We start from the raw sequence: 13,074 nt of genomic DNA on the forward strand, positions 1-13,074 counted from the left end.
CATGAAACTACCCTTTTGGCCATCTCCACCACCATCAGAACCCCCGCCAACTTCCCAAACCGGAGCCGGTTTAGGGACTTTTGGTGGTGTCTTCACTCCCTCAATTTTAACCATCCTGGGGGTGATTATGTATCTGCGATTTGGATGGGTAGTGGGTCAGGTGGGACTGTGGGGAACCTTAGCTATTGTCACCCTATCAACATCTATCACCTTTCTGACCTCCCTTTCCATTTGTGCGATCGCCACTGATCAAGTAGTCAGAGCCGGCGGAGCCTATTATATGATTAGTCGCTCCCTCGGTATTGAATCCGGCGGAGCCATTGGGATACCCTTATATTTTGCCCAAGCCATCTCCGTTGCTCTGTATACCATTGGTTTTGCCGAAAGTCTAGTCATCACCTTTCCCCAACTCAATATTAAAGTTGTAGCCATCATCACCACCATCATGGTGGCGATAATTGCCATTAAGTCCGCCAAATTAGCGATTAAAGCCCAATACTTCATCATGGCAGCGATCGCCCTATCCCTAATCTCCCTGTTATTCGGTAGTCCAGTCGAAGCCAGCACACAAGACATAGCAATTGCCACCAACCTCCCCAAAGTAGGATTTTGGCAAGTGTTCGCCGTCTTTTTCCCCGCCGTTACTGGAATTATGGCAGGGGTCAATATGTCAGGAGATCTGCAAAACCCCACCAAATCTATCCCTACAGGAACCCTCGCCGCCGTCGGCACAGGTTATGTAATATATATGTTGCTACCCGTCCTATTGTGGATGCAAGGGGATACAGACAGCCTCCTAGTCGATGCGCTAATCATGAAACGGATAGCTTTCTGGGGACCCGCTATCTTGCTGGGAGTCTGGGGAGCCACCCTATCGAGCGCCCTAGGTAGTATATTAGGAGCGCCAAGAGTCCTGCAAGCCTTAGCCAAAGATGGCATTTTACCCAACTGGTTAAAATTCCTAGGAACCGGATCGGGACCCGATAATGAACCCCGTATCGCCACAGTTGTTACCCTAGGATTTGTATTAATCGCCGTTGCTGTCGGCGACCTCAACCTGATCGCCCCAGTGTTGAGTATGTTCTTTCTGACCACCTATTTGGTACTCAACCTAGCAGCAGGTATCGAGACCTTTTTAGAAAGTCCCTCCTTTCGTCCCACCTTCAAAGTTCACTGGCTATTGTCTCTGTTGGGAGTCGTCGGCTGTTTAGGCGTAATGTTCCTCATTGATGCGATCGCCACCATTATCGCGGCTATCATTGTCTTTAGTATCTATATTTGGTTAGAGCGACGAGAACTAGAAAGCGCCTGGGGAGATATCCGTCAGGGAATTTGGATGGCGCTAGTGCGTCGGGGTTTATTTCAACTGAGTTACACCCCAGACACCAAAAACTGGCGACCCCATATCCTCACCTTTTCCGGTGCGCCCAATAAACGTTGGTCTTTAGTGGAATTAGCAGCTAATTTTTCTCATAACGTCAGCCTGTTTACTGTTTGCACCATCTTACCCACAGGCTCCCGTAGTCCGACCCAAAGAAATGAAATAGAAGCGATTTTGCGCGATTATTTAGAAAAACGAGCCATAGCAGGCTTAGTCCGGGTGATTATGGCAGATGATCCTTTCACTGGCTCCCGTCAACTCGTAGAATCCTACGGAATTGGTCCTTTAGTACCCAATACAATTTTATTAGGAGATTCCCAATCCCCTGAACGTCGAAAATCATATTGTGAAACCCTAGTACATTTTCACAAAACCGCTCGTAGTGTACTTATACTAAGAGATGAATCAGATCGGGGATTTGGCGCGCGACAGAAGATTGATCTCTGGTGGGGGGGTCTTAATACTAATGGAGGCTTGATGCTAATTCTGGCTTATTTGCTGCGGACGAGTCTGGAATGGCGCGGAGCCGAAATTAATTTAAACTTAGTTGTACCCGACGAAACAGCAGCACTAGCAGCCCATACCAATTTGGCTAAAGTGGTTGCACAGTTACGCATTGGGGCTAAACCCAAGGTGATTGTGTCTCAAGGACAACCTTTCCCGGAAATTCTACGGTCTTCCTCTCAGGATGCCGATTTGGTATTTTTGGGTATGGCTACCCCCAAAGAGGATTTGCAGTACAGTAAATATTACGAGGGACTCCAGAAAATGGCTACGGGATTACCCGCTACAATTTTTGTGTTAGCTGCTCCTGATTTTGCCTTCTCTGAGGTGTTACAAAAAGATTAGGTTCACTTTTTTTTCAACCAGTAGTCTGAGGTGTTATGGGGCTGAACTTTCAATGGTCTAGGTTCAAGTTAGCTGTACTTTCGGCGATCGCATTGGGGACTCATATTGCGATCGCTACCCCAGTGAAGGCAGCAGAAACAATTATAGTTCGCCAAGGGATTATGTCTCTCTCTCTGGCGATCGAAGATTTAGAAACATTAGCCAACACCGGAAAAGTTCCCCCCGGACTCCGAGGTTATGAGCTGTTTCTGTCCCCCCAACAAAAACAACAAGTCCTGGGAGTCTTAAATTCTCAAGTAGGTATCCCACCCACCGCCGTCAGCAATTTACTGACAACCCAAATTGGCGAAAACATCCTTGACGAAATTGCCACCATTACCCGCACTCAGGACCCCCAAACCCGAGGCGCAGACATTAAAACCGCCCTATTAGAAGCAGCCGAAAGCGAGTCTGGGTTATCAATACTAGGGTTTTTACAAAGCTACCCTAACCCAGAATTGAGAATTGATATCGATGTCGCCTTTGATGTATTTAGTCGCCTCAACCGTTCTTTTTGGCAGACTCAGCAGTTTATGGTGGAAATAGTCCAACAATTAGGACTCACAGATGCTAATGTCTCTTGATTCTGCTCCTTTGACAAATAGGGTATCCACACCAGGAGCCGTGTGATGGGAAACTATCAAGCACGGTTCTGAATGGGAGAGGGTGAAGGTGACTTCACTCTCGACCCCTAACGCTTGAGGATGAGAGATGTGACCAGAAGCCAATGCCCGGCTGTAATGGACGGGATATGCCCACAGGTCACGGTGGGGATATAGATACTGCGGTCAGTAAGAGTATAATGGCGAGGACGAGTTTAAAGACTACGTGGTGCATATAGCTCTGAACATCGAAGTAGAAAGCAGGTCTCTTGATTCTGCTCCTTTGACAAATAGGGTATCCACACCAGGAGCCGTGTGATGGGAAACTATCAAGCACGGTTCTGTTCTGAATGGTAGAGGGTGAAGGTGACTTCACTCTCGACCCCTAACGCTTGAGGATGAGAGATGTGACCAGAAGCCAATGCCCGGCTGTAATGGACGGGATATGCCATGCCCACAGGTCGCGGTTTGATTGTAAGAAATAGAGCCTAGTAGGAGCAAGAATTTAATCCAAGATTTGCTTGATATCTTAGGACAATAAGGTACAATACCCAAAAAGATTCGCAACTCAATAATGAATATACGGTCAAACCCCAGACCATGCCAAATTTCCCTGACGACATACTCATCAAGTCGGATTCATGGTAAAATCCAATCATGCCTTACAAAGCTTTCCGAACCAAACTAAAACTCAATGACCGTCAAGCCACCTTGATGGCCAAACACGCGGGTTATGCTCGGTTCGTGTTTAATTGGGGATTACACTTATGGAGGTCAGCTTATGAAGAGGGACTCAAGCCTAATATCAACTCCATTAAAAAGGTTTTTACTAATTATGTGAAACCTCAATATCCTTGGATGTCCGAATTGTCTTCTAAAGTTGATCAATATGCCTTCATTAATCTAGGGGATGCCTTTAAGCGCTTCTTCAAGGGAATAAGCAGTTATCCTAAATTTAAGAAGAAAGGCCACCATGATAGTTTTACGCTTGACAATTCCGGAAAGCCATTCAATCTGTCAGGAACTCGCCATAAGCTGCCTTTTGTGGGCTGGGTTTCTACATTTGAGGCACAACCCGAAAGTTGGGTTAAGAAAGTCACTATAACGCGCCAAGCAGGTGACTGGTATATGAGCTTTTTCGTAGAAATCACACCAGAAATCACACCTAAATATCGAGAGAGAATCGGGGTAGACCTAGGAATTAACAATTTGGCGACTTGCTCCGATGGGACCCAATTCTCTAATCCCAAGGCTTATAAAGCAGCCACCCAAAAACTAGCTCGATTACAACGTCATTTAAGTCGCAAAGTCAAAGGCTCGAAAAATTGGGCCAAATGTCTCTTAAAAGTTCAAAAGCTACATCAAAGAGTAGCAAACATTCGGCGGGACACGATTCATAAAATCACTACTTTCTTGGCTAAGAACCACAGCCAAGTCGTCATTGAAGATTTGAATGTGTCAGGTATGCTGAAAAATCATGGTTTGGCGGGTTCTATCGCTGATGCTTCATTTTATGAGTTCCGTCGGCAACTAGGTTACAAGGCAGAACGTTATGGTTCAAAGTTGATTATTGCCGATAGATTTTATCCATCCAGTCAACTGTGTTCTAATTGCGGTTATCGTCAAAAAATGCCCCTAGTCCGTCGGACTTTTGAATGTCCAAACTGTGGCCTGAAGATTGATAGAGATTTGAACGCCAGTATAAATTTAGAAAAATCGCCTGGTTCCGACGATTACACTTGTGGACGGGGTGCTGCCGACAGTCCCGGACGAAGCCAGAAATAAACATCAATATCCGGCTATGTCCGGTTTTGTTTAAGTTTTATAGAGCAGTACACATGGCGATAGCGAGTTCAAAGAGAGGATTTGGCAAGTCCAAACCAACCAAGACTACGAACAACGCATGGAAGGAAATCCCATGGACTAAGGTTCATCGGAAAGTCTTTAAGCTCCAAAAGAGTATATTTCAAGCAGCTAAATCGGGACAGGATGCAAAGGTAAGAAGGTGGCAACGTCTATTGGTGAAATCATATTACGCCCGACTCTTAGCGGTGCGACTGTAGGGGCGGGTTCCACGGTCAGCCATGCTTCCCAACAGTCAGCTTAATAAACCCGCCCTCCAAGACAATCAAGGCAAAAAGACAGCTGGAGTTGACGGGGTAAAAATAATATCTCCAAAACAAAGGTTTGAACTAGCCGAGAGAATCAAAGGGAACCTCAAAGCGAAAGCACTTAGGAGAGTATGGATACCAAAACCTGGAAGGGATGAAAAACGCCCCCTAGGCATTCCTACAATCCAAGATAGAGCAAGGCAAGCCTTGGTGAAGTCGGCGCTAGAACCCGAATGGGAGGCGAAATTTGAAGGCACGAGCTACGGGTTTCGATCCAGATATTTCGGTTTCGATTAAACCCCTACCCTGACTGCGATAACCGGGATTTACTCAACCCGATAGTCGTACCGTTACACTCTAAATGCACTCCATTTAGTCTTAGCACATGGGACGATTAGTGCATATCCCTTAGCAACAAAACTTAATTATTGACGGGTTAATCAATAAGCACAACTTAATCAATCTGTCAAATAGCTACATCACCCCCCAACCAGACACCGATAGGTTAACTCCCTTGTGATACCCGTCAATGGCAAGCCTATCGGTTCGTACCTCACCATTGACTGCTATCACGTCGGTCGTTTCCCCAAAGAGTGTTTGTTCCGGTTGGGGGGAGGATATGTTTCAAAATCAACCACGACAACAGCAGAAGATAATTCCCCAAGCTATCAATGTACAAAGATACACCTATCAATGTACAAAGATATCAGACCGCCTTTCCATGGACTAGACCTATAGGTAAACCTATGAGCGATCGCCTATCCGGTTATCTATGGGTCTAATTCATAATCCTCGGTGAGGGGAAACTATGGGCTATCATCTACCGACTCCAACCCGATACCCCTAAACAACTTTTCAACTGGTGACAATTACCGAGATGGGAATCGATACCCACATAATCCTCAGCAAGTCTCCAATCTTTGATGGTAATCATCCCGTGCGGAAACCGATACCAACATAATCAGTTCACCTCCAAAATCTTAGTCGTAGGTTGTAGGTAAAGCTATCTGTTGGGGGTAACTCAGTTCTGGGTAATATCTGGACATGATAGGGTAGGCATTCATATAAACTTCTATCAGGCCTGAATATTCAGGCCTGAAACGGGATAGGCTAAATGATTTTTTAACTTTTTTCAGGCCTGAATATTCAGGCCTGAAACGGAAAAATACATAGACACCCCCTACAGTCAGAAACCATAGGGGGCCATTAAGTTATTGGGGTAGCTGTTAGGAGCTAGGCTGTTAGCTGTTAGGGCTTACGCCAGTTTGGGGTTGCACCGATAAAACATAGCTATAGCAGCCTGTTGAATCTTCTCATTGGTAGTCTGGTCAGATTTTCCGATATAGATATGGTGGTTGATTTTNCCGTCCCAACCTTTCAGATTCCAGTATGCAAAGCCATTGATTTGATTGACGTTTTTTTGCAAGCTGTAAACCTTTTGCCGTTTAACTCAACCGAAAATGACTTGTTTTTTCTCAGGGAGTTAAACCACTCAGGCGTATCTAGTTCTACACAAGTTCCACCATAACCCAGCAGAAAATTGCTGAAATTTCCAGTATGTAGGCTGATTACTGGCAATAACTTAGGCATTGAAGTCACCCCCCATAAAGATATCGCTACTGTAACCATTGCCACTAAAGTCGGGCATAAATGATGCTGGCTGAATAACTGTCTCTTGAGACGATACCCACTTTTCTTGTACCGCCATAAAATCAACAGCGGCGTTATGGGCGATTTCGGCTAATTTCACCCTGGTATCTTGGTTAGCGTAGGGGATATCTCGTGACATCATTTGGGCGTAAATATCACGTGCTAATTCCGCGATAACCATCAACCTTGCTTGTTCTTCGTTCATGATATGGTTTTATCCTCTTAGTGTGTTGTTTGCCGTAGTTTACCGTCATTGCGGACGAATATTTATTGAACTTTATCCATTAAGTGTTTCGTGTAATTCAACTCCTTAATCAGCAATTGTCTTTTGAGTTCAGTGATGGTTAATTCTGTTTCACAGTCGTCTAGTATTGACTTTAATGTTGCCAAACCCTCTTCTTTATTGCTGTTGTAAACTAGACTATCTACCATAGTCTTAAACTTTACAAACATTTGATTATTGATATCTGTCATCATTTTTGTTCTCCTAGGTCAATGAACTAATTGGAAATCAAGTGATTTGCTTCCACAGGTTTTTACCGTTAACATTAATCATGTTATAACCTCTGTTTTTCATTAAATTGGTTAATTCATTTACAGTAACCCGTGAATCTAAATAACCATCATTTTTAGCGGTTTCTATGGCTATTTTTAGCATTTTAGGGTCAATATCTGTCACCGCTTCAATTAACTCAGGACAACCCGCCTTTATCGCTTGCTCATTTTGTTTAGTTTTATTCTCAATACTTTGAGTGATAAAGCTATCTAAAAATTGTTCTGTACCGCTAGATACTGTAAATATTTTATCTTCTGCTAACTCCCAGTAACGGTTAAATGCTTTGATTGAATTATCTATTGATGTTTTGTATATCATTGAATGTGTAGCGATTACATCAATGGATAATCTGTAATTAATTTTGTCTTGTTTCTTTTTTTGCATTGTCCGTTTAGTTTTGGCATAATTAGTGCAATTATTTATATCTCTCCAAAACATTTCTAAGCGAGATGATATTTTACCAAGGTTTATATCTTCAATATCAGAAAGTTCCGTTAACTCAAAACCGTTTCCCTTGTATTCCTCACTTGTCATTGATTGCCGTTTTTTAAACCATATAGGAAACATACGGCGTTTTAATTCGTTTAATTCCCAAAATGTCCAGATTGGATGTATTGAATTTATAACCTTTAATGCAAATGCGTTAAACATCATGTTTTGACCAGGCGTTTGACTACTAATTGTTATTCGGCTATTTTTCCTATTTAAGACTTTAAATAGAGATAACATATTTTCGTTTTCAATCAATAGGTTGGGTGTGATATCTTCCCAGACTAATAAGAAATTACGTTCAAACTCACTCCGTAACGGGTCATAATATCTCTCCTGTTGGATTTTGTTTCTTAGTGACGCAAATGTACTGTTAGCCAACACTGTATCGGTGTTATATAGTGAGGCTGCAATAGTAGCTATCTGGCTTTTCCCCGTACCACTAGAACCCCAAAGGAATAAACAGCCTGCGGTTGACATTAGCGTTACGGGTGAGCAAATAAAGCTAGTAATAACTGGGAACTGAATATCCGGGTAGGGTAGAATAGCACAAGCCCTACATATTGACTCTATTTGCTCACCCAATACACCATCAACGATTATTTCTTCTAATTCATTTGCTAATGAATCACGTATTAGCCTATAATCTAAATAGTCGTCAGACATGGTAGCAATCTCCTAGTATGTTGGCTTGCTGTATGGTAGTTATCCCCCCAATATTGGGGGGATTTTTGTTGTGATTAACTGAGTTTCATCAGCTCAAGTAACGCCATCAAAACGTTGGGGTCTAATTTTTTAACCTTGCTGTAGAGGCTGTCAAAGTCGGGCTCACAATCAAGAATTTTTGCTGTCCCTTCAACTCGTTCTTCCCAGGTTTTGTACTTAGCTTTACCACCAAAGCTACCATTTTTTTTGTTAGATTTTAATTCAACAAAATCAATAGCTTCCTGTACAGTGTAACCCGCAACAGTAGGTTCAAAGGTATCTAATCCCATAGCGTATTCTAGAATAAATGACGCTAAATCATGTTTAATTTTAGTTGATTCAAAATCATTTGAATTCTCACTATTTACCTCAAGGAGTCGCTCGGCTACCCGTGTGGCTGATTGTCCTAGATTTACAGTTCCCGTGAACATCATTTTACCGTTTGTCAGCATAGCGTCACTTTCGACTAAATGCAGTAACGCCAATTCTACTGGAGTAGGCTTGTATTCCCGTTTTTTCCCTTGATATTCACTAGAGTACTCAGCAATACAGAAGCGTACTGCGATTAATTGCTCTTCAAATTTCCACGACCTATCATTGAAGTTCTGAAAGTCACCAGACAACCCATAACCAAAAAGCCATAAGTGGGGAGGCTTGACAACGAATATAGCGCTCGTGATTTCTAAAAACGTTCCAGATTCTCCAGGTTTAACTGCACTGCAAAACGCGAATTTATCGTCATCTTTTTTACCGTAATATCCAATACTCATGATTACTCTTCCTCAGTTAATTGTTGATTGTTGATTGTGTTAGGTGATTCGATTCTGGCTGCAATTTGGCGACAAGCAGCCCAAAACAGTGGATTGCCAGATAAATAGACTCGAAGTCTTGACTCCTTAACAAGTTTAACTAAGTGAGTTTGCTTGATAAGTCTAAATAATTGCAGAGCCTTGATAATCACCACGTGGTCTGTAACTACCCATTACCTGATAGGTAATATTCTTTACTTCAAGTGTTTTTGTGTTCCTCAATATGTGGTCAGAATTTGATTAGCCACATTGATTGCAGTTTTTTCAAATTCATGCGGATTGAAGTAAATTTGCACAAGTTTCCCCCTTGAAGGTTAAAATGCCTTTATAGTGTAGATTTCTCACGGGTTGATGTTCTCCTGTTAACTTTAAATTCTTGTGTTTTTAGGTGTCGTTGGAACTCATCGATATTCATTAAATAAATACCTTGCCAGCGATAAGACCTGTTCCGAGTGACAAACCAAATATCTTCAATCATTCCGGGATTGAGATAATTAATCAACTGCATCTTGAACTTAAACTCGGTTGTTAGCGCTCCCTTTACTTCGATGTATTGGTTGAAAACTGGACTATAAAAGTCAGGTTTCCAAGTAATTGGTCGCCAAGGTTTCTTACCATTAACTAAAGTTAATTGCGGGTGAACTAACAGCCTATCGTCATATTTTTTAAGCAAGTGATACACTTTGGCTTCTAATGTTGAACCAAAGTAATGCCCGTCGTAGTATTGTCCTTTGGCATGATACTTGTTAATCATCATTTATCTCCCCAAAATAAGTTTCATTATCTGGCTCTCTATCGCCGCCAGATTCAGTTTGATAAATGTTCCATTCCGCTCGATAATATTCGAGTGCCTCGTTGAGAATTTCCTCAATTTTGTCTGGGTGTAATGGGATTAATTTTTTGATTATTTCCCCCATGTAATAAGCCAGAAATTCTTTATCAAACTTAACGGCTGTTAATTGCCATTGAGGTTGTCTTCTCCCTACATAGTTAGGAACCTTTATAGCAAACGACATTCCCACATACATCAACGGGTCAAGTTTAATATTCCTGAGATTTAACCGCACTTCTTTCCAGTCCAGTGCTTTGATATCATGGTGATAGTCCTCGATGTTTGGTGTATTGGCTACCTGTAATAGGTAGCCTTTTTTTTGCTAATTAGGCGTTAGTCTGAAGCCAGTCTGAGAACGGGTCAACAGCATCAGGCTCACTGATAACCATTTCGTTATCGTCATTAGACAAGTAGAAAAAATGATTTTCCAGGGCTACGATGTCATCAGCAATAGCACCGGATGCTTTGCGCGGTGTTTTGACACCACAAGTCTTGAGTAAGGTCAAAATAGCTTTTATGCTATTTTTTAGTACAACAATTTCTGAGTAGGTTAACTCTAGTTCAGATTTTGCTGTTTCTGTGGTTTTAGCCAGTAACAATTTTTCTTTTAATGTGCAGATAGGTGATGTTTTGGGATATGGCAAAAATGGTGTCACATCTTCAAAAAACCCGATAAATTTACTGAACCTTTGTAGTATTATTAGGTATTCAGTAGGTGAGAGTTGATTGTTTGCCTTAACCTGATAAATGGCAGTATTTTGGTCTGGTGATGTATCTTTGTTTTTAGACATCTGTCAGTGATTTCAAACTCATTGACAAAATCAATTTTTAAAAATACGATTGGGTTGTTGAGTTTGAAATCACTGTTATTTATGCTTTTTGTTATTTATGATTATTGTTGTAGAATTAATCAATACTTATGAATAAGTAATAAATATATAAGCAAAAACGATAAAACAATTATTGACTTTATACGATAATTGTGCAATATTTAAATTATCGCCACAGACAACTCAAACAAAAAACCACTATCTAAAAAAATAGTGGTTAGTTTACTTTGTTTGCTTTTTGGCGGTTTAGCTTTTCTTACCTCTGTTTTTACCGCCAGGTGATTTCGGAGGTGCACTAGCGGGGATGTCACCTCGTGTTTGATTTTCGCCTTCACTTCTCCCAACCCAACAGTTAATTCACCTAAGTTAGCTAGGGTAAGCCAAGCCCCTCGCTACTAGGAATTCTGAACATACTGTTATAGGTCCTTAATGATGCTGGCTTGACAGTAAAATAGTGAGCAAATACATATAACAAGCCACTAACAGAAACGATAGGAGGCGCTTTAATACTGATAAATCTCAGTATTTTTTCACCTACCCGTGTTTGGGTGTATTTGCGCCAATAGCCAGGATTAACCGGGGCCTCAACAAAGAAACGGGTGTATTCAGCCTTCTTGTATGCTCTTACTCGAGTTCCTCTTAGGATATTACGTCTGTTAGCATTAGGCGTGGAAGTATTGCTAACAGGTGGCCTCCAAATGGTTAAATTCCTAACATCGGCTGGCTCATTAGTTACTGAACTTCCACTTAAAACGTGGAGTAAAAGCATAGGCATAGGTACGCCTATTTTTGAAGTTGCATCCACTGGAACTTCAACTACTAAACTTCTGCCTAGGTGGGTGTGGACCCTTGGCTGTTACTAACTTTTCCATCCAACCATCTTTGTATTTGTTCCATGCGTCAGCTAAAGGCATGATATTAGTTTCCTTTTTTCTAGATTATCTAAGCTAGGGTAGGCAAAATAATGATATTAACACCTACCCGATATCCATTAATCAATAAATAGCTCTGTAGCTATTACATCAATACTGCCGTCTGTAGGGTCTAAAACATCATCTGTTGGAATTGATAATGAAACGGTTACAAGACCGGTAGCCATATTACGGGTGTAACTTGTGACAACGGTTACACCATCAGGATTGTTTGCTGCAACAGATTGCATCCGTTGGGTTTGCTCAATAATTTCAAGTAATTGGTTTTCCAGTGTCGCAGCGCCTAGCGTTTTCTTAGTAGCCATAGTTTTATTTTTACTCAATTCAATATTTAGACTATAGCAGTATATTCGCTGATTATGGTGGTTTCGTTTAACTCAAAAGCTGCTACATATATGTAGCTTCTGTTGCGTTTAACTCAACAGTACGCTACCAATACCAACATTACGCTAACTACCAGTTTAACCATGTCTAAGTATGTTGGTAATCTCTTTCATCGTGGATGATAGTTAGTGACTGATATGACTCAATGATTAGGTTGTAGTTGGGGGTTGATTTCCGGTTTTTAATTCTAACGATGTCCTCGTGGCTTTCCGTATGGCATTATCAACCCAACTAGGTTTTCTCTCAAAATGTAGAGGGATTTTGACTTTGGCTTTTCTAGGGTCCTGATACCATGCCAAAACACTAGCTTCCCCCTAAGTCGAATTTAGCTTGTTCAAAATTTATCAATTAATCCCCAGTAAGGATTTTCACTCCACAGAAATAATTTAAACCCCTTTATTTTTTTTTTTTTTTGTTCCACAACCAAACCTTTTCCTTCCCCAAAAGTAATGGGGACAACTATCACGCGCGCCGATAAATCAAACAAACTCTTTGTATATAATTTTCATCTTCCTTTTTGCGATGGATCCCTAAAAAAAAAAAGTGAATCTTTCTGCGATAGGTTCAAAGCAAAAGCAAAACCGTAGAATCCCCCTTTAAAAAAAAGGTGGGAAAACGGGGGGAGTGAGCGAAAATCCCCTCGATAAACCCACCCCCCCACCAAAGTGTTTAGTCCCAAGCAACCCGCGGGGGGCGTCTTCCTTTCGAGGGCTTCTGTGGCAATATTTACACACCCACGAAGTCATCTCGGACACCACAAAGCAGGGGGGCGATCTACCGTGAAAAAGGAAAAAAAAGAACAGAACAATGTCTTAAATTGAGGAATTAGCAATAAAATATAATAGATTAACAAAAAAAGAGTGTTGTGTGCGGCAATGTGTTGAGCCACCTATATCTTATCATCA

Annotated in this window: 12 protein-coding genes and 1 pseudogene; 4 read left to right on the forward strand and 9 right to left on the reverse strand. The window is 41.6% G+C overall.

Annotated elements, in window-relative coordinates; all coding sequences use genetic code 11:
- Nucleotide 1 precedes the first annotated feature (1 nt).
- From XZ46_RS21935 to XZ46_RS38120, 4 genes are all read left to right on the forward strand, one after another.
- Nucleotides 2-2,230 (forward strand): APC family permease, encoded by a 2,229-nt coding sequence (locus XZ46_RS21935; protein WP_008053986.1) that lies wholly within the window; start codon nucleotides 2-4, stop codon nucleotides 2,228-2,230.
- Between the two features lie 35 nt (nucleotides 2,231-2,265).
- Entirely contained in the window at nucleotides 2,266-2,853 is a 588-nt protein-coding gene (locus XZ46_RS21940; RefSeq protein WP_048895460.1) for an alpha/beta hydrolase, read from the forward strand.
- 675 nt (nucleotides 2,854-3,528) lie between these two features.
- Nucleotides 3,529-4,656, forward strand: a complete 1,128-nt coding sequence (locus XZ46_RS21945) for an RNA-guided endonuclease InsQ/TnpB family protein (RefSeq protein ID WP_006668585.1) — start codon at nucleotides 3,529-3,531, stop codon at nucleotides 4,654-4,656.
- Between the two features lie 53 nt (nucleotides 4,657-4,709).
- Complete coding sequence (locus tag XZ46_RS38120; protein WP_008052085.1) at nucleotides 4,710-4,934, forward strand: reverse transcriptase N-terminal domain-containing protein; 225 nt, start codon at nucleotides 4,710-4,712, stop codon at nucleotides 4,932-4,934.
- 1,303 nt (nucleotides 4,935-6,237) lie between these two features.
- Here XZ46_RS38120 and XZ46_RS21960 read toward each other — a convergent pair.
- From XZ46_RS21960 to XZ46_RS22010, 9 genes and pseudogenes are all read right to left on the reverse strand, one after another.
- Nucleotides 6,238-6,572 (reverse strand): annotated as a pseudogene (locus XZ46_RS21960) (hypothetical protein).
- The gene (locus XZ46_RS21965; protein ID WP_006622134.1) at nucleotides 6,565-6,837 is read right to left on the reverse strand and encodes a hypothetical protein; all 273 of its coding nucleotides are present in this window, start codon (nucleotides 6,835-6,837) and stop codon (nucleotides 6,565-6,567) included. The pseudogene XZ46_RS21960 and the gene XZ46_RS21965 overlap by 8 nt, the downstream one beginning before the upstream one ends.
- A 62-nt stretch (nucleotides 6,838-6,899) precedes the next feature.
- Entirely contained in the window at nucleotides 6,900-7,109 is a 210-nt protein-coding gene (locus XZ46_RS21970; RefSeq protein WP_008050914.1) for a hypothetical protein, read from the reverse strand.
- A 34-nt stretch (nucleotides 7,110-7,143) separates the two neighbouring features.
- Complete coding sequence (locus XZ46_RS21975; RefSeq protein WP_048895240.1) at nucleotides 7,144-8,343, reverse strand: hypothetical protein; 1,200 nt, start codon at nucleotides 8,341-8,343, stop codon at nucleotides 7,144-7,146.
- 74 nt (nucleotides 8,344-8,417) lie between these two features.
- Complete coding sequence (locus XZ46_RS21980; RefSeq protein WP_048895241.1) at nucleotides 8,418-9,152, reverse strand: hypothetical protein; 735 nt, start codon at nucleotides 9,150-9,152, stop codon at nucleotides 8,418-8,420.
- 364 nt (nucleotides 9,153-9,516) lie between these two features.
- On the reverse strand, nucleotides 9,517-9,948 hold the full coding sequence (locus XZ46_RS21990; protein WP_048895242.1) for a DUF1064 domain-containing protein: 432 nt from the start codon (nucleotides 9,946-9,948) through the stop codon (nucleotides 9,517-9,519).
- A complete protein-coding gene (locus XZ46_RS21995) occupies nucleotides 9,938-10,282 on the reverse strand; it encodes a hypothetical protein (RefSeq protein ID WP_048895243.1) in 345 nt (114 codons plus the stop codon). Before XZ46_RS21995 ends, XZ46_RS21990 begins: the two co-directional genes overlap by 11 nt.
- Before the next feature lie 67 nt (nucleotides 10,283-10,349).
- A complete protein-coding gene (locus tag XZ46_RS22000) occupies nucleotides 10,350-10,814 on the reverse strand; it encodes a hypothetical protein (RefSeq protein WP_048895244.1) in 465 nt (154 codons plus the stop codon).
- A gap of 1,030 nt (nucleotides 10,815-11,844) precedes the next feature.
- The gene (locus XZ46_RS22010) at nucleotides 11,845-12,090 is read right to left on the reverse strand and encodes a hypothetical protein (protein ID WP_008055877.1); all 246 of its coding nucleotides are present in this window, start codon (nucleotides 12,088-12,090) and stop codon (nucleotides 11,845-11,847) included.
- Nucleotides 12,091-13,074 lie beyond the last annotated feature (984 nt).

The organism is Limnospira indica PCC 8005 (assembly GCF_000973065.1).
GTDB lineage: Bacteria > Cyanobacteriota > Cyanobacteriia > Cyanobacteriales > Microcoleaceae > Limnospira > Limnospira fusiformis.